The sequence below is a fragment of the Butyrivibrio sp. XPD2006 genome (assembly GCF_000420865.1).
In the GTDB taxonomy this organism is placed as follows: domain Bacteria; phylum Bacillota; class Clostridia; order Lachnospirales; family Lachnospiraceae; genus Butyrivibrio.
The window spans coordinates 153,922-177,887 of record NZ_ATVT01000007.1 but is presented as its reverse complement, the minus strand read 5'-3'; the positions used below and the strand labels follow the sequence as shown (position 1 = coordinate 177,887).

Sequence of the window (23,966 nt, the reverse complement as noted above, 5' to 3'; positions counted from 1 at the left end):
AAATACGGGGTTTATTAAACAGGGAGGATGCTGATCCATCCTCCCTTCTCTTTTAAGCTAATTCGAGGAGGATTTCAAAATGGCAAAGAGTCAAAGCGCCAGCCTTGACAGAAAAAAGCTGATGGCTGATCCCATTATGGTGACAACCATTATAGTTTTGGTGGTTTTTCTTACAGTCTTTATCCTGTACCCGCTGGCAATCCTGTTGGTGGACAGTTTTGTGACGGAAGAGGGAGTAACACTTGATACATTTAAGAGGGTAATGGATCTGCCCAACTTCAGGCGCGCTATTACAAACACTCTTAAGGTAGGATTTTTAGTCGGAATTGCATCGGCTCTCATAGGCCTTCTGTTTGCCTATGTTGAGGTTTATGTCAAACTTCGTACAAAATTCATGGAAGGTCTCTTTAAGGTTGTATCCATGCTTCCTGTAGTTTCACCTCCATTTGTTTTGTCACTTTCAATGATCATGCTTTTCGGAAAAGCAGGTATCATCACAAGATTTCTTTTACATATCTATGACAACAGTGTGTACGGCTTCTGGGGTATTGCAATAGTCCAGACCCTTACATTTTTCCCTGTATGCTACATGATGCTCAAGGGTCTTTTGAAAAACATCGATCCTTCCCTTGAGGAAGCAGCCAGAGATATGGGCGCTTCCAGATTCAAGGTATTTATGACGGTTACGCTTCCCCTTATACTTCCGGGACTCGGAAATGCTTTCCTTGTAACCTTCATCGAGTCTATTGCAGACTTTGCAAACCCTATGATCATCGGTGGTTCATACGATACACTTGCAACAACAATTTACCTGCAGATCACAGGTGCTTATGACAAGCAGGGTGCAGCAGCCATGGCGGTAGTTCTTCTGGCAATCACACTTCTTATGTTCGTTGTTCAGAAGTATTATCTCGAGGCAAAGAGCACTGCAACACTTTCAGGTAAGGCATCAAGAGAACGTATGCTCATTACAGACAAGAGCGTTACCGTACCTCTTACAATCCTATGCTCAGGCCTTGCACTCTTTGTAATCATTATGTATATCTGCGTGCCTTTTGGTGCTATGTTCAGAACCTGGGGATATGATTTCCACCTGACATTCAAGTGGTTTGGCCAGGTATTTACCAAGTACAAAGGGTTTAAGGCATTCAAGGACAGCTTTATCCTTTCGCTTATTTCAGCTCCTATAACAGCTCTTTTGTCCATGATAATCTCTTATCTGGTCGTAAAGAGAAAGTTTAAAGCCAAAGGATTCATCGAGGCGGTATCAATGCTGGCTATGGCAGTTCCCGGAACAGTTCTTGGTATCGGATACATCAGAGGATTCTCAGGCGGTATCTTCGGAACAGGCTTCCTTCAGGGACTCTACGGAACAGGAGCTATCCTGGTCATCGTTTTCGTGGTACGAAGCCTACCTACCGGTACACGAAGCGGAATTTCCGCACTTCGCCAGATCGATAAGAGTATCGAGGAGTCAGCGTATGACATGGGCGCAGACAGCTTCAAGGTATTCATGACAGTTACGCTTCCTCTTATTAAGGACAGTTTCCTGAGCGGTTTTGTTACTTCCTTCGTAAGGAGTATAACAGCCATCAGTGCTATCATCCTTCTGGTTACACCTTCTTACCTTCTCATTACCGTTCAGATCAATGAGTTTGCAGAGAAGGGTGCTTACGGAATAGCATGTGCATTTGCGACTATCCTTATTCTTATCACTTATACAGCGGTTCTTCTTATGAACATATTTATGAAGTATTTCGGAACCAGCCGTAAAGTCAACATAGAAGATTAAAGAAACCAAAGATGAATTTAAGGCCGCATGATAATGCGAGATAGGTGGATAAAATGGCAAAAGAGAAAAAGGGCGTACGCCTTGAACACATTTCAAAGATTTATAAAGATCCCAAGACAGGGAAAGATTTTTATGCAGTAAAAGATCAGAATCTCGAGATTGAACCCGGCAGCTTTGTTACACTGCTTGGCCCGTCCGGCTGCGGAAAGACAACAACACTTCGTATGATCGCAGGATTTGAGTCACCGGATGAGGGTGAGATCTATCTGGGAGGTGAGCCTATAAATGCGCTGACTCCCAATAAGCGTGATACAGCTATGGTTTTCCAGAGCTATGCGCTTCTTCCTCACTACAATATTTTTGATAACGTAGCTTACGGACTTAAGCTTCGAAAGATGGATTCAGAGACAATTAAGAAAAAAGTCACCGACATCCTTGCACTGGTTGGACTTGAGGGAATGGAGAACCGTATGACAAACCAGCTCTCAGGCGGACAGCAGCAGAGAGTTGCTCTGGCAAGAGCGCTTGTTATTGAGCCGGGAGTTCTTTTGTTCGATGAGCCTTTGTCAAACCTTGATGCCAAGCTCAGGGTTTCTATGAGAACAGAGATCAGACGTATCCAGCAGGAAGCAGGCATCACAGCTGTTTATGTAACACATGATCAGTCAGAGGCTATGGCTATTTCCGATAAGGTCATCATCATGAACAAGGGCATAGTAGAGCAGGTGGCAACACCTCAGGAAGCTTATTACTATCCTAACAGCAAGTTTGTTGCAGACTTTATCGGCGAGTGTAATTTCCTTAAGGCCAAGGTTACCGGTCAGGATATGGTTGAAATTGATGGAGCAGCAGTAAAGTGCGCAACAGGAAACCTTGAGATGGGTTCTGAATGCGACGTTGTACTAAGACCTGAGGGAGCGACTCTTTCTGATGCAGGAGCTATTAAGGGCATTGTAGATTATTCATGCTTTATGGGCGCATATCAGGATTATCGCATTAAGGTCGGCGAGAGCTTTGTTAAGATCCAGGAGTACAATCCTAAGAATAAAAAGATCTATAAAGTAGGCGATACAGTATTCCTTACTTTTGAGGATAATACTTTGTACGCTCTTTAAAGGGGTATGATATGAATATAGTAACAATTATTGATTATTTGCAGGGTACGAGCAGCATCGCCGTGGCCATAAGGCTGGTGATCGCCACTGTATTCGGAGGCCTTGTGGGATGGGAGAGAATTATCAAGCATCACAGCGCGGGAATCAAGACCCATGCACTTGTTAGCCTTGGTTCTGCCTCTGCAACTGCATTGAATATCTACCTGGCAATACTTCCGGGGCTAAGTGCCGATGTCAGCAGAATTCCTGCCGGAGTTGTCAGTGGAATCGGATTCCTTGGTGCAGGTACAATTCTGGTAACAGGTAGAAAGCAGATCAAAGGTCTTTCCACTGCAGCAACACTATGGGTGACTTCCTGCATGGGTATGGCCATTGGTGCCGGATATCTGGAAATCGGCTGTGTGTGCCTGATAATGGTGGGATTCTCGAACATCCTCTTAAAGCAGCTTTCCAATAAAGTTGAGGGATACAGCAAGTTCATGAGCATCTATATAGAGGTCAACAAAAACCGGGGTGTGAATAAACTCAGGAACCTGCTTTCTGATCAGGGATTTACCATTATCAGTATGACAAAGAGCCAGGGAAAGACCCTTCAGTCGTCTGATACGGGGCTTATTCTTGATCTTGACCTCGACAAAAAGAGGTCTCATGATGAGGTGCTCAATGCGCTAAGTAATGAAGAATTTGTTAATTATGTTGAAGAAGTATAACAAGTATAAAACATTCATAAACAATGGGGCTTTGCCGGGCAAAACGCTGGTGAGGCCCCTTTTGATTTGATAAAATATAGAGTAGTGTTGTATGAAATTTCGGAAGGGTGACATATTATGGTTATAGAAGGTTGGCAGGTAAACAACTTTTTTACTGTATTCATACTTGTTACGATATTGGCCTTTCAGAAGAGAGGAACCAGAGTTAAGACCGGAAGAATGTATACGTACATGATCATCTGTACTATGGTGCTGGTGATCGCCGATACCTTTGCGAGAATAGGAGAGAACAGAGGAGGATCCTTTATAATCATGGCATTTCTCGGGAATCTTGCCATGTTCCTTGCAGACCCTCTTATTGTCCTCTTTTCCGTGATATATATAGACTGCTGGATGGATGAAAAGAACAGAAAACCGCGAAAGATATTCAAGGTCATATTCCAGATCTTTGCATCGCTGAATCTTGCACTTGTACTTATTGATCAGATATTTGGAATGAAGTGGTTCTTCTACTTTGAGAGAACCGTCTATTACAGGGGCAGATTCTTTCTTGTAAGGGCGGTGCTTCTGGCTCTGTTCATACTCCTTGTCACGATCTACCTTATGATATTCAGAAAAAATGTTCTTGATGATTACAGGAGAACACTATATGTTTTGCCGGTGTTTGCCCTTATCGGAACCGTAATGCAGGTATTTTACAATGGCTTGAACGCTACATATTCTGCAGGTTCACTGGCATGTCTTATACTATTCATCAGCTTCCAGAGCAATGATGTAAATATTGATAACCTTACCGGTGTCTTAAATCGCCGCGGATTTGATATCAGGCTTGAACAGCTTATCAACAGCGCTACCTCCGGAGAGGGGGACTTTTGCGCTGTCATACTAAACATTGAGAATTTTAAAAAAATCAATGATGATTTCGGACATGAGGAAGGCGATGGGGCTATAATGGTATTTGCAGACATGCTTGTGGATGCTTTCGGTGAGGACTGCAAGATCGGACGAATTGACGGAGTCAAGTTCTGTGTACTGACCGAAAAGACTTCTGAGCCTGAAATCAAAGAGGGAATCAGAATAGTCGGGAACAGCCTGAACACAGTAAGAAGAAAATGCGGATGGGATGAGTCGGTTACAGTCAGCAGTATTTATGAATGTTATGATCCCAAGCTCAACATGAACGCCGCAGAATACAGAAATCATCTGGATGGACTCATGACTGCCAAAAAGAATGAGAATAAGGAAAAATCAGTAACAGGGGAGAGCTGATAATGCAGGAGGATTTTCATTATTATGCTACATATTGCGCGGCATATCTGGCGGGCTATTCGCATGAGGAGAGCCTTGACATATGCTACTGCGCTCAGTTTGTAGATCTGTGTTCGGTTACCTTTTTGTCCAAGATAAAGGCTCCTACAAAAGCAGCCACCACTCAGCTTCAGCTGGAGATGATGGATGCCAGGACAGATATCATAGGACTTCAGGACATAACAAGGATCTGGGCATCATTTCATTTTCTTCCAAGAGATCTTTATGCAAATAAAGCAAAGCGCTCAAAAAGGTATATGAGCAAATACAGACTTATCTGCGGGCCAAACGGAGACCTTATTGAAAAGACCGTAAGGCTTGCATCTGGTAAGTCTCTTCAGCATGCGGGAATTGCAATGCATGTTTTGGCAGATACCTGGGCACATATGTATTTTGCCGGGACTCCTTCTCTTGTCATCAACAATATCGACAGGTCTTTTTACGAAATACTGGAAAAAGACGGAGAGGAGTACGCAAGGCTTATCAGATTCAGGCACAATCCTTCTGCTCCCGATGATATTGAAAAAGGGCTGTATACAAACAGTTTGTTCCAGACCAATGAAAACTCAATCATGAACCTTGGCCATGGCAGAGCGGGACACTTCCCCGATTACTCTTTTGCCAAATATAAATACATGCCTGCCTGGGGCGATTACATGGAGGTCTTAAAGGATAATCCTTCAGATTACGAAAAGGCATTTACGCAGATGGTATATGCACTCAGATACTTAAGGGGCGATGTGGACTCTTTTGAAAAAGACACCTATGACACCTCTGTTATGGAAAAATACGGCGACAGGATCAGGGGAATCATCAGAAAGAGACAGCTAAGTGCCAGTGAGGACTGGAAGAGCTTTGGAGAGGAACTCTCGGGCGAGATTATAGAAGATTTTGATATTACAAAATATGAAGATGAGTACGAGCTGATACCGGATGACTCCAAGAATAAATCCTTCATAGGTAAATTCATTGAAGGAGCCCTTCAGCAGAAGGGAATGGTGACGGATGAGATATCAAAGGCCGGCATAAATCACGCCGGATTTGTAATACCTATAGAACTTGATCTGAGGAAATCGGGATGACAAAACTACAGAAACTAAGAACTGCAGCATTTGGCATAATTATGGTCATAACTTCAGTTATCCTGGCAAGATATCCCAGGGATGCATATAAATATATAATTGTCTTTATGGCTACGGGCCTTTTTATTTCGGGAGTCGAAACCCTTATCTATTACTTTACCATGGCAAAATACATGGTAGGAGGTAAGCTTATCCTGTACAGAGGCGTAGTCCTGTTTGACTTTGCACTTGTTACAGGGGCACTGGCAGATGTTCCGAGGATTTATGTGCTGATATATCTGGCTGTGATCCATCTTTTCTCCGGACTTGTGGAGATACTGAGGTCAAATGAGGCCAGGGACAACGGCGGAAAATCCTGGAGACTTAAACTGTTTCATGGCCTTGTAGATGTGGTGGTCGCTATAGGTTGTATAGTATTTGCCAGAAGAACCAATACCGCAGTATATATGTACTGCTTTGGTATATTCTATTCCGGGATCATCAGGATAATTCAGTCTTTCAGAAAGACGACTTTTGTTTATATAAGATGATTACAGCCGCTTACCTTATTGAGGGTAAGCGGCTTTTTTTGTGAGCAAAAATATATAAAAAGAGGCTTGGATTTTATAAATACAAGAGGAGAAGACAATGATAGAATATATTCAAAAACGTTTTTGGGGGATTTTATGAAATACAGAACTCTTGTTGCAGATGATGAACCTATGATAAGAAGAGGCATCGTCAGTTTCCTTAAGGCCTATGATGATTTTGAAGTTGTGGCTGAGGCGGAAGACGGTGAGATGGCTCTTGAGAAGTCCAAATCAACAGTTATCGACGTGTTCTTTGTGGACATCAACATGCCCTTCCTCAACGGACTGGATTTCATAAAAGAGCTTAAAAAGCTCTACCCTCAGGCACTTGTTGTGATAATAACCGGGTATGATCTCTTTGAATACGCGAGAAAGGCTGTGGGCCTTGGAGTTTTTGATTATGTACTTAAGCCTCTTATGGAGGATCCTTTCGATGAACTCATTGGAAGGATCAGGGAGGCGCTTAGTAGGCGCAGCGGCGAAGAGATGGAAAAGAAGTACCTGGAATGGGCCAGGGACAAGATGATCGAGAGCAGAGATCTGCTTGTGGCTGAGCTTGTAAAAAAGATAATTGACGGAAGACTCTCGGAAGATGAGATATCTCAGGAGTGTAATTACTTAAACTTAAGGATTCCGGAGAACTACTCTATGATCCTGGTGAGGATGGACACAAGGCCCACCGAGGAACTGAACGGAGACTGGAACGATGATCTCTTGTATTTTGTATCGGAAAACATTGCGCTGGAGATGTTTGCATCACTTGCCCTTGAGAGCAGATGCCGGGATGAATCGGGAAATCTTGTGCTCATAACAGGCCGGATGGATGACAGCGTACTTGCTGAAAAGGCCGATGAGTACATTACTTATATCTCGGGAATACTTCCTGTAAAATGCGTTATTGAGACAGCTCAGGGATCGGGATTTGGTTCCATAGCCGGAACATATCAGGAAGCACTGTCGCGGGCTTCAGAGAACACCGGATTTTCTTCTATAATGGAATCAGTGCTTGAACTTATGCAGGAGAACTATTCAAGAGAGGAGTTCTCACTTCAGGAGGCGGCAGACAAGGTAGGACTCTCAGTCCCGTATCTTAGCCGCATATTCAGAAAGGAAGCAGGATGTACATTCGTTGATTACCTCACAAATCTCAGAATGCGAAAGGCTAGTATCCTTCTGCATGATGAGGAGATGAAGATCTACGAAGTTGCTGAGAGCGTCGGTTACACGTCACAGCAGTACTTCAGCCTGGTATTCAAGAAAAAACTGGGAATCAGCCCGGCAGAGTACAGGCAATCAATTAAAGATAATAAGTGAATTTGCTGCAACCTATCTGCCCCGCAGATTAGGGATTGTAGCACAAAAAAAGAAGGATGTAACGGCTGCCCGAGCGCCAAAAAGCGGCGCTCAGCGTACTGTCCGCTGCATCCTTCTTTTTTTGTGCAATCCCTGTGCTGCGGGGCATAACTGTTCCGACTCAATGAGAAAATGTCACCTGCTTCCCCAAAGTCAAAAAAGTATAAACTTCGGACAAATCAGTCTAAATACTTTTAAGTTTTCCTCCTCTAGAATAAAGCATGTAAACAACGAAAGGGCCTGAAGGAAAGGGCCAAATAAGGAGGATAATATGAAGAAAAGATTAGTTAGTTCGATTCTGTGTGCAGCTATGGTTGCTGCTACAATCGCAGGCTGTGGAAGCGCTGCTCCCGAGACTGCAGCTACAACAGCTCCTGCTACAACAGTAGAAGAGACTGAGACACCCAAGGCAGATGCGCCTGCTACAGATGTAGGAAGTGAGAAGCTTGTAGTCGGCTTTGCACAGATCGGACAGGAATCCGGATGGAGAGATGCTGAGACAATGTCAATCCAGACATATGCATCTGAGCACACAGATACAGTTGAACTTAAGTTTGCTGATGCTCAGCAGAAGCAGGAAAACCAGATCAAGGCTATTAAGAGCTTCATAGAGCAGGATGTTGATGTTATCGGACTTGCACCTGTTGTTGAGACAGGATGGGATCAGGTTTTTGCTGAGGCACAGGATGCAGGAATCCCTATCATTCTTCTTGACAGAACAGCTGATGTAGATGAGAGCCTTTATGCTACATTTATCGGTTCAGACTTCATCGAAGAGGGTAAGGAAGCTGCCAGGCAGATGGCTGAGCTCATCGGTGGAAAGGGTAAGATCGTAGAGCTTGAGGGAACAGTCGGTGCTTCTGCTGCTACAGACAGAAAGACAGGTTTCGACGAAGAGATCGCTGCAAACTATCCTGATATTGAGATCGTTGCTTCTCAGACAGGTGATTTCACAAGAGCACAGGGTAAGGAAGTTATGGAGTCATTCCTTAAGTCAAATCCTGACATCGTAGGCGTATATGCTCACAACGACGATATGGCACTTGGTGCAATCGAAGCTATCAAAGAAGCAGGCCTTAAGCCCGGCGAAGATATCGTGACAGTATCTGTTGACGGTGTTAAGGGAATCTTTGAGGCAATGGTAGCAGGCGAGGCTAACTGCACAGTAGAGTGCAACCCTCTCCTTGGACCACTTTTCTTTGAGACAGCTGCAAAGCTTAAGAACGGTGAGAGCGTTGAGAAGTGGGTTAAGTCAGTTGACGGTGTATTCACATCAGATATTGCTGCGGACGTTATCGATTCTAGAGCTTATTGATCAGTAAAGAGTTAGTAAGAATAATCCGCTCCGTTACACTTCGGAGCGGATTTTTTAAAGGAGGAGAAGGGTGAGCGGTCAGACAAAACTCTTAACAATGGAAGGCATATCCAAGACTTTTGGAAAAGCGGTTATTGCCTTAAATAACGTACAGTTCGAACTTGAGGCCGGAGAAATCCATGCTCTTCTGGGTGAGAACGGTGCAGGAAAATCCACACTTATAAAAGTACTTACGGGTGTTGAGGAGAGAGATGAGGGAGAGATTTTACTTGAGGGGAAAAAGATCCATCCCAAATCTACAAATGAGGCTCAGCAGGTGGGAATCTCAACGGTTTATCAGGAGGTAAATCTTTGCCCCAACCTGTCTGTTGCAGAAAATATCTATATCGGAAGAGCTCCGAAGACAAAGATGGGAGCAATTGACTGGGCAGCTATGAGCAGAGATGCAAAAGAGCTACTTAAGAAATTTGATCTGCACCTTGATGTAAGTAAGAGGCTCGACAACTATTCCGTAGCCATTCAGCAGATGGTTGCCATAGCAAGAGCCAGTGATATTCAGGCCAAGGTGCTTATATTGGACGAGCCGACAAGCTCTTTGTCCAAGGTGGAAGTAGATAAGCTCTTTGAGATCATGCGAAGACTTAAAGCAGAAGGCATGGGAATCATCTTTGTAACCCATTTCCTTGACCAGGTATATGAGGTTACAGACCGGATCACAGTCCTTAGAAACGGCACTTATGTAGGTACATACAAGACTGCTGAACTTCCAAGAATGGAGCTGGTATCAAAGATGATCGGCAAGGACTACGCTGTCCTTAACCAGTCTCTTAAGGAAGGTCAGGTAGAAAAAGAGGGAACAAAAACAGGCGATGAGCTGATTTCCATGAAAGGTGTATCACATCAGGGAAGCATAACCGGAATGGACCTCTCAATCGCAAAAGGAGAGGTGCTTGGTCTTTCAGGCCTCCTTGGCTCGGGAAGATCGGAAACAGCAAGAGTACTGTTTGGAATAGATCAGGTAAATAGCGGTGAACTGTATATCAATGGGGAAAAAGTGCACCTAAAGCACCCTATCGATGCTATCAGAAAAGACCTTGCATTTTGCCCTGAAAACAGAAAGACCGAAGGAATTATCGGGGACCTTTCCATCAGGGACAATATGGCACTGGCTCTGCAGGCTAAGAAAGGTCTCTTTAAAAAGATATCCAAAAAAGAGGCTCAAAGAATCGCAGATGAGTACATAGAAAAACTCGAGATAAAGACACCGGATGCGGATCAGCTAATAAAGAATCTCTCCGGAGGAAATCAGCAAAAGGTAATCCTGGCAAGATGGCTGGCTACCAATCCGCAGCTTCTAATGCTGGATGAGCCCACAAGAGGTATCGATATCGGTACAAAGGCTGAAATCCAGAAGATAGTAATAGACCTGGCAGCACAGGGGATGGCTGTACTCTTCATATCATCAGAGCTTGATGAGGAACTCAGATGCTGCAGAAGGATCGTTGTGTTAAAAGACATGGAGAAAGCAGGCGAAGTAGTAGGAGATAACATCTCAGAGGGAGCTGTAATGCAGATCATGGCAGGAGGAGAAAAGTAATGAAAAATAAGCAGTATAAAATAACGCAGAATCAGGCATTCTGGCCTGTTATCATTTTCCTGACCATCATATTGTTTAACACTGTTATGACAAGGGGAGAATTTCTTTCAATCTCCATTGTAGACGGTCACTTCTACGGCAGGATCATAGATATATTCAGAAACGGCGGTAAGCTGATGATCCTGGCAGCAGGTATGACCATGGTTCTTGCTACAGGTGGAACCGACATATCGGTAGGTTCGGTCATGGCCATAAGCGGAGCCATAGCCTGCAGTATCATAAGAGGCAACCTTCTTCCGGGGCTTGGAGGAAGTGTGGCGGCTGCAATTATCTTTGCTGTGTGTGCAGGAATATTATGCGGACTCTGGAACGGATTTCTGGTAGCGCAGATAAAGATCCAGCCAATCGTTGCAACCATGATACTTCTTGTTGCAGGAAGGGGAATAGCACAGCTTATCACCAGCGGAAAGATCATAACCATCAATTCCGATGCGTACTATTTCATCAACGGCGGGTATATTTTGGGACTCCCGTTCCCGCTGTATATAGTTCTTTTCCTTGTCGGAATACTGCTGCTGTTCGTCCACAGAACATCCTTTGGACTCTTTCTTGAGTCTATCGGCTGTAACTCGCTGGCTTCAAAGTTTGCAGGTATCAAGGTCAACAGATACCTTCTTGCAATCTATACAATTTCCGGAGCATTTGCTTCAGTTGCAGGTCTTATAGAGAGCGCGGGAATCAAAGGCGCAGATTGTAACAATGCAGGTCTTAATATTGAGCTTGATGCCATTTTGGCGGTTGCCATCGGCGGAACCAACCTTATGGGCGGAAGATTTTCAATATTTGCCAGCGTAATAGGAGCACTTATAGTACAGAGTATCACTACAACAGTTCTTGCACTGGGAGTGCCTGCAGCATACATCAGGGTTTTAAAGGCTCTTTTGATAATCGTTATATGCCTTTCCCAGTCAGGCAAGTTTAAGGTGCTTTTTGGCAGAAAGCTTGAAAGTAAGAAGAAGGAGGCAGTTGTACTATGAAGGAAAAACTGCGCATCAAAAACATATCACTTACCATGACAATAGTTCTTTTCCTGGTCATGTTTATATTCGGCTCTGTCAGGTACGAACATTTCTTTTCATTGTCAACATTCCTTAATCTGTTCAATGACAATGCATATCTGATGATTGCCGGAATCGGAATTACATTTGTGCTTATTACAGGCGGAATCGATATTTCCATTTCATCAACGATTGCTTTTACCGGAGTGTTTATGGCATACAGCCTGCAACGTGGGATTCCTTCCTATGTGGTGATACCAATGGCACTTATAATCGGTATCGTAGTGGGTGCGGTTCAGGGAAGTCTGATCCATTATTTCAGACTTCAGCCCTTTATCGTTACACTTGCGGGACAGTTCCTTATGAGGGGACTCTGCGTAGTAATTAGTGAGGCTTCCATACCGATCACAGATCCGTTCTTTAAGTTTATGGCACTCGGCAGGATACAGATAAAGCTTGGGGACTCCAAGGCACTAAACGGGAAGATATACTATTACGTTCTCATCTTTGTGGCGGTCCTTCTGATAGGTCTTTATGTGCTTAAAAAGACACCTTTCGGAAGAGCAGTGTATGCCATCGGAGGAAGCGAACAGTCTGCGGAGCTCATGGGACTGAATGTTGCAAGAACCAAGATTGGAGCGTATATTATAAGCAGTTTCTGCGCATCACTTGCAGGTGTCGTATTCAGTTTCTATACACTGGCAGGATATGGTCTGCAGAACATGGGAATGGAACTGGATGCCATTTCTTCAGCGGTTATAGGGGGAACACTCCTTACAGGAGGTGTTGGTTCCGTATTCGGAACAGCTGTTGGAGCAATGATCCAGGGAATTATTCAGACAATTGTTACTTATGAGAATCTCAATACATGGTGGACCAAGGTAACTATCGCAGGTCTTCTTTGCTTCTTTATTGTGGTTCAGAGAATTATAGCTGTAAGGGCTGAAGCCATGAAGGGCAAAGAGCTGGCAGCAGCGTAAAATATACCGGTACAAAATGGGGATGAGAGTGATGAATATAAGAAGAATAGGATCCGGAATAACCAAGATACGTACAAAGCTGATCCTGTCTCAGATATTCATTGCCCTCATCCCTTTTGTGCTTCTTGGAATCGTCGGCGGACTCTTTTCTATAAGGGAGGCCAGGAAAAATGTGACGCAGCGCACCTCCCAGACCGTCACACAGGTAAGCCAGACACTGGATACCTATATGGAAGATCTTGAAAAGCTTGTACTTACCGTATCCGATGAGATAGAAGCTTCGGATCTGGGACATGACTGGGAGACTGAGACCTTGAGAGTCAGAAGCTCAATGCAGAGCATCATGGGAAGATACGATGAGATCGCAGGTATGCTGTATGCGGATTCACAGGACCGTTATATCAGCACCGGCATCACCAGGATATCCAGGGACTCTTTTCAGAAAGAGAACTGGTACAAGGCTGCTCTTGAAGATCCTGACAGGATACATATGATCAGTACGGTCACAGGAAGGAACATTGCTACAGATGTTGGATATTCGGTGGACGATGTCTTTTCCATAGTAAAAGCAGTTAAAGATAAGAAAACAGGTAAGGTTGAGGGAGTCCTTCTGATGGATATAGGGCACAGTATCATATCCTCAGCAATAACTGATTCTCAGCTTGGCGCTGAGGGATTTGTCTTTGTCCTTGATGAAGAGGATCATATGGTCTACACTCCGATAAATCCTGTGGTTTACAGAATTAAGCCGCAGTGGCTTACGGATGAGGATGAGACTCTCACTGTGAATATCGGCGGCGGAAGATATCTTATCCGCTACAAGACATCAAACAAGACGGGATGGAAGACGGTCAGCGTCAAGTCATACGATGAACTCATGGGTGACTTTAACAGGATGATAGGTATTTTTGCGGTCATTCTTGTAGCAACGCTTATCCTTGTTCAGTATCTGTCCGTCAGGGTTTCCGATAATATCACAAGGCCGATAAAACATTTAAGGGACCTTATGATGCAGACTGAAGATGGAAATCTGTCTCTTAGATTTGAGAGTGAGGGACATGATGAGATTGCGGATCTTGGCATGAGCTTTAACCACATGATAAAGAGGATCCGTGAGCTTTTGGACAGAGTAAGACAGGAGGAAGATCTTAAGAGAAAGGCTGAGCTTAAGATTGTTCAGGAGCAGTTCAAACCGCACTTTTTATATAATACACTGGATACCATTAACTGGATGGCAAGGGAACATGGGGCAAAAGACATTGTCAGTCTCGTCGATGCACTGACAAACGTGTTCAGGATAAGCCTAAGTCACGGCAAGGATTATATTACCATCAGGGAAGAGATTAACTATATATCCAGTTATCTCTATGTTCAAAAGACAAGATATGAAGATAAGCTTTTATTTGAAATAGATGCCGATGAGGACTGCATGCAGAGGCAGGTGCCCAAACTAATTCTGCAGCCTCTTGTTGAGAATGCCATCTATCATGGAATCAAATTAAAGAGAGGTACCGGACATATCGGGATATCTGTTCACAGAGTGGATGACAGGATTTGCATGACTGTTGAGGATGACGGCAAAGGAATGGATGAAAACACCAGGGATTCACTGCGGGATCTTTTAAGGACCGGGGAGAGGACCGATGACGTAAAGGTGGATGACAACCAGAGCTTCGGACTTTTCTATGTAAAAGAAAGACTCCAGCAAAGATACAGGGATAATTACAGCGTTGAAGTTGAAAGCACTCAGGATATAGGTACAAGGATATCCATTTATATACCTTTTTTTGAAGAGGAGAGCATGTCGATTTGACAAAGGTTATAAAGACAAAATGGCACATATTATGTGTGCTGGCGATGGTGCTCATAATGGCGATGACCATTGGGGGCTGCCACTTTATTCCGATAAGTGACGGCGGAAGCAAAAAGGGCGTTGCGTCAATAATAGGAGTTTCCCAGGCCAATATGCGCGAAGAGTGGAGAGTGGCTCTTATTAATGAGCTCAGGGAAGAGACTGCCAAGTATGAGGATATCAGGATTGTCACGACAGATGCCACGGGAAGTGCAGCCAAGCAGATCCAGGATATAGACAATCTCATAGGCTTTGGAATGGACCTTCTTATCATTTCGCCCTGTGATGAGAAAATGATGGGCGACAAGATAAAAGAGGTATACGACAGCGGGATTCCTGTAATTGTTATGGACAGGGCTGTCGAGGGATTTGATTACACCCTTTACATAGGTCCCGACAATGAAGTTATCGGGCAGCAGGCCGGCTCATACATCATTGACCTTCTTGGAGAAAAGGGTGGAGATGTTGTTGTGCTTCAGGGAAATCCAGCATCTGTGCAGGGAACCGAGAGGCTGTCCGGCTTTAAGAGCGCTATTGAGAAGGCTTCGGGGATAAATCTCCATGAAGTGTATATGGGAGCGGAGTCCAAAGACGCTGCCTACGATATGGTGATAACTGCCAGGAAAATCGTAGAAGAGGCAGACATCATTTTTACCTACAGTGATAACATGGCTCTTGGAGCATGCGATGCGCTGCGGGAACTCGGCCTTGAAAGCAAAGTAATGATAGTGGACTGCGACGGCTTTAAGGGAGCAGATGAAGGCATTGATCTGGTGTCGCAGGGAAGGCTTAAGGCAACAGTGTCATGTCCTATCGGAGGCAAGGAAGCTATTGATTACGCATTATCCATCCTTAATAACGAGAGCGGTGTTCCCAAACAGGTCATACTCAGGAGCAACATCATAGACAAGGGCAACGTGGAGGAGAACCTAAACCGCATCAACGCTGACACTGTTGATGACGGTCGTAAGATAAAAGTGGGCTATTCCCAGGTCGGACAGGAGAGTAACTGGAGACTGGCAAATACCAAGTCTATTGAGGAGTCAGCCAAGGACTTTAATATTGAACTGCATATGGAGATTGCCGATCAGTCTCAGGAAAAGCAGTTCGAAGCCATAAGGTCTTTTATCAAAGAAGGCGTTGATGTTATAGTTGTCTCTCCTGTTGTTGAGACCGGATGGGATGAGGTTTTAAGGGAGGCTAAGGCAGCAGGCATTCCTGTTATAATGTCTGACAGAAACGTACTCGTGGAGAACAGGGAAGAGAATCTGACTACCACGTATCTTGGCGCTGATTTCGTCGAAGAGGGGCGCAGGGCTATGCGCTGGGTCAGAGACAATGTTGATGCGGGTGACGGTGACAAGCACATTATGGAGATCATGGGAAATGTCGGAGCATCTCCCACAGAGGAGAGAGACAGAGGCTTCAGGGAGATTCTGGCTGAGAACCCCGGATACGATATTACATATTCCGCGTACGGTGATTTCACTTTTGATGGTGGCAGGAAGGTTGTACGTGAATATCTTGAGAATAATGAGTGGGACATTGACATTATCTTTTCCCAGAATGATGACATGGCGCTTGGAGCCATTGAGGAGCTTAAGGCTCATGGAATTAAGCCTGATGATGACGTGAAGATAATCTCAGTTGATGCGACAACTGAGGCTTTTGAGGCTATGGTCAGGGGAGAGCTCAGCTGTGCTGTTGAGTGTAACCCGATCATCGGACCACAGCTCATGAAGGCCATAAGGGACCTGTGTAGTGGCAAGCAGATGCCGTTCCGTATCATCACGGATGAGAAGGTTTATGACCAGAGCGTGGCAGAGGATTACATAAGAAAGAGATTGTATTGATATGATAATTAATACCGGACAGAGGACCGATATTCCGGCTTTTTATCCAAAGTGGCTGGCAAACAGGTTTAAAGAGAAAGAAGTGTGTGTCCGAAACCCGTTTAATCCCGAACAGGTCAGCAGATACAGGCTTAGTCCCGATACTGTGGATGTTGTGGGATTCTGTTCCAAGAATCCTGCACCCTTTTTTGAGTATATGGATGTGATAAGGGACTACGGCCAGTACTGGTTTGTGACAATAACGCCCTATGGCAGGGATATCGAGCCCGGAGTGCCCGATAAGCACAAGATTCTGGAGGACTTTAAGGCACTGTCGGGGATGGTTGGCATCAATAGTATTGGGTGGAGATATGACCCGATACTGGTTAATGACAGGTATACGGTTGAGTACCATTTAAGAGCTTTTGAGCAGATGGCTGCTGCGCTTGACGGGTATACCCGGACTGTTGTTATAAGCTTTATCGATCTTTATGAGAAGGTCAAAAGAAATTTCCCCGAGGCCTGCGCGGTTTCAAGAGAGAATAAACATTTTCTGGGAAAAGAGATCATAAAGATTGCCGGAGAACACGGCATGGTGGTAAAGCCCTGCGGAGAGGGAGAGTTCCTTTCGGAGTACGGCGCTGACTGCAGGGGCTGCATGACGGTGGAGACATACGAAAAGGCAATCGGAGCAAAGCTCATTGTTCCTAACAAAAAGCCTGCCAGAAAAGAATGCGCCTGCTACCTTTCCGGCGACATCGGCGCCTACGACAGCTGCGGACATCTCTGCAGATACTGCTACGCCAACAACGACACAGAGGCAGTTAAGCGTAATATGAAGCTCCACGACCCGGACTCACCCTTCCTTATCGGCGGTTATCGCGAAGGAGATATAATCCACGACGTCGAGATGAAATCCTACATCGACAATCAACTGAGCCTTTTCTAAAAATAAGTGGTATAATATAGACAGAAATTAATATTTTTTCTTTTTGGGAGGGCAGGATTATGGCGGATTTAGAAAAGATCGAAACTCGTGTCACAAAAGAAGAGGAAATATACGCTGACCCTGAGAAGGCTGCATTGTTTGCAGATGATATCAGCGAAAAGGAGATAAAACCGGAAATATCAAAACAGTCTACGGTTGTTTTCACAGAAAAAGAGCGGTTCTGGGAAGGAATGAAATAAATAAAGAGTAATAACTGAATATAGGATAGATTATCAAGGCTTCGGAGTGATCCGGAGCCTTTTTTATAAAAATTTGATAACAGGTATTAACAATTAACAGATGTTAACCGATAATAATAATGAAATAGAAAAAGGGGGACTATTATGCCAAAAGAAGAGATGCTTCCAAGTGAAAGTGAATGGATGATCATGGAGACGCTTTGGAGATGCGGGCATGATCTTACCTCTGCGGAGATAGCTGATGCACTGCCAAAATCTTCCAAGATGAACCAGAGGATGGTAAGGGTTTTGATAAACAGGCTGTGCAAAAAAGGAATGCTTAAGTTTACTGTCGATCCCGATGATGCCAGGGTTTATCACTACAGTGCTGCAAGAGGCAGAGATGAGTGCAGGAGAGCCAAGAGCAGCGCTTTTGTGGAGAATTATTTTGAGGGAAACAGACTCTCAGCCGCTTTTACTTTGTTGGAGGGAGGCAAGCTCTCGGCGGAACAGATAAAAGAGCTTGAGGACATCCTCAAAAAAGCCAGGAAAGATATATAAGTCTCATGGATGAGCGAGGTAGCAGTTATGCAGGGAATGCAAATGTTCTTTGAACAACTGCATATGGTCTTTGAATTTGTATGCGTTTATTATTCGACCATACTTGGTTTTTGTGCGATCATATCGTTTTTTGTAATGGGAATTATTATGGCCTTAAGGAGCAGTGTGTTTGCCGGGCATGTCTTTGGCAGAGCTGCTTTGTGGTGCATGCTGATTCCTGTTTTATTTTGCGGAAAACTAAGAGCCTATTTCGAGACAAGAATTGGAGTGCATACCATATTCAGGTGGTATAGCTTTTTGTCAGAGCATAGATGGATATGCGCAGTGTATATGGCTGGGATTATAGCATTTGCAGCACTGCTTATTTATAGGCGCGTCAGACTAAAACGCCTTATCAGGTTCATGACCGATTCAGAAGATCATTTATCCGTGTACCCTGTCAAAGTGTTTGCGGGGAAAACATCGTCTTTCTGCTTTGGATGCTTTAAGCCGGTTATTGTAGTGCCGGATAGCTTACAAGGTGCAGAAAGAGGCGTTGTGATAAAGCATGAAGAGACGCATATAAAGCTCGGACATCTGTGGATATTGCTGGCTTACGATATACTGCGGACTCTCCTCTGGCCCAATGCTTTGCTTCATTTAGGTGTTCGATATTTGAAAAGAGATCTCGAAGATATTTGTGATCTGGTGACGATACAGAGAAACAACATCAATACGGGATTTTACGGGCGCGTAATTCTCGACTGTGCAAAAGACATGTCTGATAGCGGGAGAAAGGTTGGATATGAAAGCGGAATGTCTTTTACCACGGATGATAATTACAGGGCCTTGAGAAAGAGACTTGAGCTGATAGTAAGGGAAAGGGCATACAATCCGAAAGCTGTGCTGAGCGGGACTGTAATCCTAGTGATGGTGGTTTGTGCTGCGATCGGACTTATAAAGGCTAATTCCTATAAGAGAACCAATGACATGGGACAGGTCTGTTCCATGTGTTATACAGGCGATCCGGACTCTATATTTGTAGATGATGACCAGACTATTGTGACATATTATGACGACGAGTATATATCAATAAACGCCCAAGCCCTTCTTGAGCAGTACCCTGAAGCCAAGAGTGGCGATGGATGGTTCTATTTCTCAGTGGGTGGCTACTACAAAATCCCGGGAATCGGTGGCAGCGTAAGCTGGGGAGAGCTCAATGCAAAAGATATCAACGAGAACATCATCATTATCCCCAATCACTCAGACATCGACATCTTTGAGCGCCTCATCATGTGGTTATGACCCCTGGGGACGGAGGTAAGGGATCATTTTTTGAATCCTCGGAACAGGAGGTGGTTACGTGAACGGATGGGAAGTTACTGTGAGTGGCAACACAACTCATTACAGAAAAAGACTTTATGATGCATATGGTAATCATGTCGGAACCATCGGAATCTGCAGACCTACCAAGCAGACCGGTAAGAAAAAGAAGCCTGCGCTGTACAGCTTTAAGCAGGTTTCATCCCAGGTTTTGCAGGCCAAGACCTCCACAAAAGCCATGCAGGTATCAAACAGTATCAGGGCTAAGATAGGTCTTTTGAAAAAGCAGCTTAAGAACGGGGATGTGGATGAAGAAGAGGTACTGCGGGCAATCCTTCACGCAGAGATGGTTCAAAGAGCATGTGATAAGAAAAAGAAGAACCTGAAAATGGAAGAAACTGCAGAGAGAAATATCAAGGCTGAGGAGGAAATGCCTGTAGAGCCGGAGGAAGCGCCGGATGAAGCAGCCTCGGAAGAGGAGATAAAAGAGCTTGAGCAGGCCGAGTTTGAAGCCCTTATGGAAAAGTTGGAGCTCAGCGCCGATGAGATGATGGAAATGGCGGAAGAGACGGTAGAGCTGGACGAGGAGCTTGATGAAATGGCAGAGGCACTTTCAGGATCCATGACGCCGGAGGACTTAGAGCAGCTCAAGGTCAAGCACAGATCGGATGAAGCCAGAGACATATTGAAGGCAGATCTAAAGTATTTGAAGGCACTGTTTGACAGGCTCCAGTCGGAGAAAGAAAATGCAGGAAAAAGCTCTTTTGCAGGAGCAGGGGCATATGACAGCGGAGTGATGCTATCGCTGGGAGGTGTGGACATGACAGTGACAGATGCAGGAACGACAAGCGCACCGGCAGAAACAGGCGGTACGTTTGATATAGAGGTGTGAGATATTTTTTTTGATAAATAGATTAACAGATGTTAACAAATACAAGGAGGTAACATTTATGAGCATAGGAATCAACACAAATTATGGAACGAATAATTTAGTTGGCATTAGTGGTAATACCGAGCCGGCGTGGATCAAGGATGATGATAAGGAAAAGGAGAAAGCATCTTCTGTCGCACAGCCGGGAGTTATCTATGAAAAGCAGGATGCCAATGCGCAATTGGCAAAGAGCGAGAAGGATGACGAAAAGGCTATCTATAAGAAGTCCAAAGAAGACCGGGCAGCTATAGTCCGGCAGCTCAAGGCCGCCGAGGAGCAGCAGAGAAACAATCTGATCTCAATTGTGCAAAAGACGCTGCAAGGCCAGGTGGGAGCTTATGGAACAGCCAAGGGTGATGACTTCTGGAGGCAGCTTGCAGGAGGCAACTTCAAGGTTGATGCTGCGACTAAGGCTCAGGCGCAAAAAGATATTTCAGAAGACGGCTATTACGGCGTAAAGCAGACTTCCCAAAGGCTCTTTGATTTCGCATCAGCTCTTGCCGGCGATGACGTTGACAAGATGAAGGAGATGCAAAAGGCCATGGAGAAGGGCTTCAAGCAGGCAAAAAAGACCTGGGGAAGAGAGCTTCCGGCAATCTGCAAGGAAACTTTGAATGCAGCAAACAAGCTGTTTGAGGACTACTACAGCTCAAAAGAGAAAGGAACAGAAGTATGAAGATTGCAGGCCTATCCGATAGGTACCCGGTGACCGGGAATGAATTAACCCGGAAGAAGCCAAATACAGTTAAAGAGTATTCTAACTATCTGACGCAGAAATTCGGGTGTCTGACTCCGGGACCAAATTCAGCTGTCTCTGTCACGGGTGGACTTCTAAAAAAGGCTATGGCAGACGAGAAGACAGGCGCATGGCTTGAAAGAGAGCTGGCGAAAGCCCCGGATTACATCAAAGCAGCTCAGGAGTCCGCAAAAGCACATGGGGCTACACTTAAGTCTGTAACTATCGAATTTGGTGAAGAGTACAGCACTATGTGCACACTTACTGTGACGGATGGCGGGGGAAACGATCATGAGATAGACAAATGGCTTGAAAGGGTTAAAGAGAAAAAAGCTGAGCAGAAGAAAGCGGAAAAGAGGCTTGAGAAGGAACAAAAAGCCTTGGAAGCGCAAGGAAGTATGCGTTCTATGGAGATACATGGAAAAGACTTAGAGGACCTGACCAAAAAGTTATCCGAAAGGTTGTTTGAACAAACGCAATTTAATTCATTTGGAAATTTTGATGCCAGAGCCTGAGGAAGCTATTCATGACATTAAAGAATCTATTGGTGACATTTCTATAAGCTGCGAAAGCTTTTTTGCCGATATAACAGATAAGGATAATTGTCAGTAATACACGGAGGTGATGGTTATGACTGGAATAAATATTTCCTCGCTTGACAGGCAGGTAAAAGACATTGGTCAGGAAATCTACGCAGCAAAACAGCAGCGAGATGAGATGCTTGCTAAGTCTGCGCCTGAAAGCAAAGCCGGTGGTTTGCAGAAAGCCATCCATGAAAAACTCAGTGACAAATCAAACGTGGCTTTTGGTGACATGGCAGCTACGCTTTCTATCTCTGCGCTTGGAGCTGAAGAGCTCGAAAAAGTCAGGGATTCCTGGAATAACCATCCGGTGAGTTCCTTATATAATACAGAGATTCCGGTTAGCAAGAATGCAGAAGGTGCGTACAAGATAGGCGGAGTTTCTTTTACCGAAGAAGAATTTACTGCGGCAAGGGAGCTTGTGACGGATACAAGCAGTCAGCTCAAGACCGGATACCTGAGCTACAGGGACTATGCCAAGATGGAAGTGGCGCAGAAGGTCGTGGATGAGCGTGCTGCTAAAGGCTTTAGAGCAGAACAGGCGCAGGTGATCAGCCGGGCTATGAAAGATTACAACAATGGTCTGGTGGAAAGACAGAGTGAAATGCTTTCGGGCAGATCCATACGTACAAATGAGGATCCTGCGTCGGATAGATTCTTTGGCGTGGAAGTTCTTGTACCGGGAAGTGCTACTGACGATGGAAGCCCAAGATATGCCAGTACCGACATTGCTACTGATAAGGAGCTGATAAAGACACTCCGCGACAGCATAAAGTCAGTGGATATTACAGGCAGAGACGCTGCTTCTGAGCTTAAAGCTTTGTATCAGAATATTATGAAGCCCGTATATGGTGCTCAGTACCCATTCCAGCGAGAATCGGATGTTAATGATGCTTTGGACAGAGATCTGAAAGAGCTTATTGCGCTTATAGATTTAGAGAAGTGATATGTGAGATTTGCTCATGAAAAAATGAGCCCCTGACTCCGTCCCTAGGGACCAAAATGAGCCTCGGGACGGAGTCAAGGGACCATTTCGGAGGTAACAGATTATGAGGATACAGCAGAACCCCTTTCAGGGAAATGATAATACACAGATAATTTCAGGCGCTGCAAATGCTCAGAATAAGAATGGCAACATGAATTCGATTTCCGGCGCAAACTTAAAGGGCGAGAGCCTTATTGCTCAGCGTCAGGGGCTTGCAAGGAAACAAGCACTTAAGGTTGTCTCCGATGCCTTTGGCGGCGAGAAAAAGCTCGATGCGCAGATGCAGGGAATTAAGGATGAGATTAAGCGTCTGCAGGACGTGATTAACGAGAAACGTTCTGACACCAGGGACAATGATGCCAGGTTAAAAGAGCTACAGGAACAATATGGGATTGATCCTGATAGCGAGGAGAATAAGAATCTGGAGCAACTTGCCCTTAAAATGAATTACTCCAAAGACGGGCTATCCGATGAAGAGAAGGGAAGGCTGTCAGAGTATCAGCAGCAGGCTCTTTACTACGTGGCGAAGAATCAGCAGAATGAGCTTGATATCGATCAGGCCAAAGCACAGCAGGCCGGAAATGTCCAGGGATATGCAGATATGAAAAGAGAGCGTCTCAAATCGCAGGATATGCTCAAAGCACAGGATGCAGCTGAGGAGATCATGGAGGCATCGAATGATGAGACGATAGCTCTTTTGACACAGGAAATGATCGAGCATGTGGATGAAGAGCAGAAGGAGCGCGAAGAAGAGACAAAAGAGGCTGCGGAAAAGAAGAAAGAAGAGAAGAAGGAAGAGGCGAAGAAGCTGGAAAAAGAGGCTATGCAGCAGGAAATGATAGAGAACATCAAGGAACATGCTGCTGAGAGCCAGAGGACGAGCGCCGATGCAAAAAGAGCTATCGCACGGCGTGAGCGAGCTGAAGCAGAGCGGATGGATGCAGAAGGCGCTCAGAAGACTATTATTTCTGAGGGTGCTTCCATGGAGGACACACAGAATGCGGTCAATTCCGAGATTACCAATATTCTCAATAAGCTCAGCCTTCTTTCGAACGACGTAAAGGGCAGTGCAATAGATAATCAGATATGAGCCCCGGGGATGGAGTCAGGGGACCAAAATCAAGGATGCGCATTATTTCA

Annotated in this window: 22 protein-coding genes; all 22 read left to right on the top strand. The window is 44.8% G+C overall.

The window, feature by feature from the left end; genetic code table 11:
* The first annotated feature begins 79 nt into the window (after positions 1–79).
* The 22 genes from G590_RS0110050 (at position 80) to G590_RS0109940 (ending at position 23,916) form a co-directional block, all read left to right on the top strand.
* Positions 80–1,792, top strand: a complete 1,713-nt coding sequence (locus G590_RS0110050) for an ABC transporter permease (protein ID WP_022765535.1) — start codon at positions 80–82, stop codon at positions 1,790–1,792.
* A gap of 53 nt (positions 1,793–1,845) precedes the next feature.
* The gene (locus G590_RS0110045; RefSeq protein ID WP_022765534.1) at positions 1,846–2,907 is read left to right on the top strand and encodes an ABC transporter ATP-binding protein; all 1,062 of its coding nucleotides are present in this window, start codon (positions 1,846–1,848) and stop codon (positions 2,905–2,907) included.
* Positions 2,908–2,918: 11 nt separating this feature from the next.
* Complete coding sequence (locus G590_RS0110040; protein WP_022765533.1) at positions 2,919–3,617, top strand: MgtC/SapB family protein; 699 nt, start codon at positions 2,919–2,921, stop codon at positions 3,615–3,617.
* Between the two features lie 117 nt (positions 3,618–3,734).
* The gene (locus G590_RS0110035; RefSeq protein ID WP_022765532.1) at positions 3,735–4,886 is read left to right on the top strand and encodes a GGDEF domain-containing protein; all 1,152 of its coding nucleotides are present in this window, start codon (positions 3,735–3,737) and stop codon (positions 4,884–4,886) included.
* A gap of 2 nt (positions 4,887–4,888) precedes the next feature.
* Positions 4,889–6,007, top strand: a complete 1,119-nt coding sequence (locus tag G590_RS0110030; RefSeq protein WP_022765531.1) for a DUF6765 family protein — start codon at positions 4,889–4,891, stop codon at positions 6,005–6,007.
* The gene (locus G590_RS0110025) at positions 6,004–6,537 is read left to right on the top strand and encodes a DUF308 domain-containing protein (RefSeq protein WP_022765530.1); all 534 of its coding nucleotides are present in this window, start codon (positions 6,004–6,006) and stop codon (positions 6,535–6,537) included. Before G590_RS0110030 ends, G590_RS0110025 begins: the two co-directional genes overlap by 4 nt.
* A gap of 135 nt (positions 6,538–6,672) precedes the next feature.
* Complete coding sequence (locus G590_RS0110020) at positions 6,673–7,890, top strand: response regulator transcription factor (RefSeq protein ID WP_022765529.1); 1,218 nt, start codon at positions 6,673–6,675, stop codon at positions 7,888–7,890.
* A gap of 310 nt (positions 7,891–8,200) precedes the next feature.
* Positions 8,201–9,244: an ABC transporter substrate-binding protein gene (locus G590_RS0110015; protein WP_022765528.1), complete on the top strand. Its 1,044-nt coding sequence runs from the start codon at positions 8,201–8,203 to the stop codon at positions 9,242–9,244.
* A 97-nt stretch (positions 9,245–9,341) separates the two neighbouring features.
* Positions 9,342–10,841: a sugar ABC transporter ATP-binding protein gene (locus tag G590_RS0110010; RefSeq protein WP_035763044.1), complete on the top strand. Its 1,500-nt coding sequence runs from the start codon at positions 9,342–9,344 to the stop codon at positions 10,839–10,841.
* Entirely contained in the window at positions 10,841–11,878 is a 1,038-nt protein-coding gene (locus tag G590_RS0110005; protein WP_022765526.1) for an ABC transporter permease, read from the top strand. Before G590_RS0110010 ends, G590_RS0110005 begins: the two co-directional genes overlap by 1 nt.
* Positions 11,875–12,879, top strand: a complete 1,005-nt coding sequence (gene yjfF, locus G590_RS0110000; protein WP_022765525.1) for a galactofuranose ABC transporter, permease protein YjfF — start codon at positions 11,875–11,877, stop codon at positions 12,877–12,879. The genes G590_RS0110005 and yjfF overlap by 4 nt, the downstream gene beginning before the upstream one ends.
* 31 nt (positions 12,880–12,910) lie before the next feature.
* On the top strand, positions 12,911–14,692 hold the full coding sequence (locus G590_RS0109995; RefSeq protein WP_022765524.1) for a cache domain-containing sensor histidine kinase: 1,782 nt from the start codon (positions 12,911–12,913) through the stop codon (positions 14,690–14,692).
* Entirely contained in the window at positions 14,689–16,584 is a 1,896-nt protein-coding gene (locus G590_RS0109990) for a substrate-binding domain-containing protein (protein ID WP_022765523.1), read from the top strand. Before G590_RS0109995 ends, G590_RS0109990 begins: the two co-directional genes overlap by 4 nt.
* A 1-nt stretch (position 16,585) precedes the next feature.
* Complete coding sequence (locus tag G590_RS0109985; RefSeq protein WP_022765522.1) at positions 16,586–17,512, top strand: DUF1848 domain-containing protein; 927 nt, start codon at positions 16,586–16,588, stop codon at positions 17,510–17,512.
* A 59-nt stretch (positions 17,513–17,571) separates the two neighbouring features.
* Positions 17,572–17,751, top strand: a complete 180-nt coding sequence (locus tag G590_RS0109980) for a hypothetical protein (protein ID WP_022765521.1) — start codon at positions 17,572–17,574, stop codon at positions 17,749–17,751.
* A 144-nt stretch (positions 17,752–17,895) separates the two neighbouring features.
* On the top strand, positions 17,896–18,291 hold the full coding sequence (locus G590_RS0109975; protein ID WP_022765520.1) for a BlaI/MecI/CopY family transcriptional regulator: 396 nt from the start codon (positions 17,896–17,898) through the stop codon (positions 18,289–18,291).
* Between the two features lie 27 nt (positions 18,292–18,318).
* Positions 18,319–19,575, top strand: coding sequence for a M56 family metallopeptidase (locus G590_RS0109970; RefSeq protein ID WP_196802482.1), 1,257 nt, complete (start codon positions 18,319–18,321; stop codon positions 19,573–19,575).
* A 58-nt stretch (positions 19,576–19,633) separates the two neighbouring features.
* Positions 19,634–20,485 (top strand): hypothetical protein, encoded by an 852-nt coding sequence (locus G590_RS0109965; RefSeq protein WP_022765518.1) that lies wholly within the window; start codon positions 19,634–19,636, stop codon positions 20,483–20,485.
* Positions 20,486–20,543: 58 nt separating this feature from the next.
* Positions 20,544–21,200, top strand: a complete 657-nt coding sequence (locus tag G590_RS19110) for a hypothetical protein (protein WP_022765517.1) — start codon at positions 20,544–20,546, stop codon at positions 21,198–21,200.
* Positions 21,197–21,775 carry a DUF6033 family protein gene (locus G590_RS19105; RefSeq protein WP_022765516.1) on the top strand — a complete coding sequence of 193 codons (579 nt, stop codon included), beginning with the start codon at positions 21,197–21,199 and terminating at the stop codon, positions 21,773–21,775. Before G590_RS19110 ends, G590_RS19105 begins: the two co-directional genes overlap by 4 nt.
* Positions 21,776–21,890: 115 nt before the next feature.
* Positions 21,891–22,787, top strand: a complete 897-nt coding sequence (locus G590_RS0109945) for a hypothetical protein (protein WP_022765514.1) — start codon at positions 21,891–21,893, stop codon at positions 22,785–22,787.
* Between the two features lie 103 nt (positions 22,788–22,890).
* A complete protein-coding gene (locus G590_RS0109940) occupies positions 22,891–23,916 on the top strand; it encodes a hypothetical protein (RefSeq protein ID WP_022765513.1) in 1,026 nt (341 codons plus the stop codon).
* Positions 23,917–23,966 lie beyond the last annotated feature (50 nt).

Coding starts and splice junctions, on each gene's coding strand:
- G590_RS0109970 (WP_196802482.1), top strand. CDS start 18,319: ATGCAGGGAATGCAAATGTTCTTTGAACAACTGCATATGGTCTTTGAA.
- G590_RS0110030 (WP_022765531.1), top strand. CDS start 4,889: ATGCAGGAGGATTTTCATTATTATGCTACATATTGCGCGGCATATCTG.
- G590_RS0109940 (WP_022765513.1), top strand. CDS start 22,891: ATGAGGATACAGCAGAACCCCTTTCAGGGAAATGATAATACACAGATA.
- G590_RS0109995 (WP_022765524.1), top strand. CDS start 12,911: ATGAATATAAGAAGAATAGGATCCGGAATAACCAAGATACGTACAAAG.
- G590_RS19105 (WP_022765516.1), top strand. CDS start 21,197: ATGAAGATTGCAGGCCTATCCGATAGGTACCCGGTGACCGGGAATGAA.
- G590_RS0110040 (WP_022765533.1), top strand. CDS start 2,919: ATGAATATAGTAACAATTATTGATTATTTGCAGGGTACGAGCAGCATC.
- G590_RS0110005 (WP_022765526.1), top strand. CDS start 10,841: ATGAAAAATAAGCAGTATAAAATAACGCAGAATCAGGCATTCTGGCCT.
- G590_RS0110045 (WP_022765534.1), top strand. CDS start 1,846: ATGGCAAAAGAGAAAAAGGGCGTACGCCTTGAACACATTTCAAAGATT.
- yjfF (WP_022765525.1), top strand. CDS start 11,875: ATGAAGGAAAAACTGCGCATCAAAAACATATCACTTACCATGACAATA.
- G590_RS0109945 (WP_022765514.1), top strand. CDS start 21,891: ATGACTGGAATAAATATTTCCTCGCTTGACAGGCAGGTAAAAGACATT.
- G590_RS0110020 (WP_022765529.1), top strand. CDS start 6,673: ATGAAATACAGAACTCTTGTTGCAGATGATGAACCTATGATAAGAAGA.
- G590_RS0109975 (WP_022765520.1), top strand. CDS start 17,896: ATGCCAAAAGAAGAGATGCTTCCAAGTGAAAGTGAATGGATGATCATG.
- G590_RS0110025 (WP_022765530.1), top strand. CDS start 6,004: ATGACAAAACTACAGAAACTAAGAACTGCAGCATTTGGCATAATTATG.
- G590_RS0110050 (WP_022765535.1), top strand. CDS start 80: ATGGCAAAGAGTCAAAGCGCCAGCCTTGACAGAAAAAAGCTGATGGCT.
- G590_RS0109980 (WP_022765521.1), top strand. CDS start 17,572: ATGGCGGATTTAGAAAAGATCGAAACTCGTGTCACAAAAGAAGAGGAA.
- G590_RS0109985 (WP_022765522.1), top strand. CDS start 16,586: ATGATAATTAATACCGGACAGAGGACCGATATTCCGGCTTTTTATCCA.
- G590_RS0110010 (WP_035763044.1), top strand. CDS start 9,342: ATGGAAGGCATATCCAAGACTTTTGGAAAAGCGGTTATTGCCTTAAAT.
- G590_RS19110 (WP_022765517.1), top strand. CDS start 20,544: ATGAGCATAGGAATCAACACAAATTATGGAACGAATAATTTAGTTGGC.
- G590_RS0110035 (WP_022765532.1), top strand. CDS start 3,735: ATGGTTATAGAAGGTTGGCAGGTAAACAACTTTTTTACTGTATTCATA.
- G590_RS0110015 (WP_022765528.1), top strand. CDS start 8,201: ATGAAGAAAAGATTAGTTAGTTCGATTCTGTGTGCAGCTATGGTTGCT.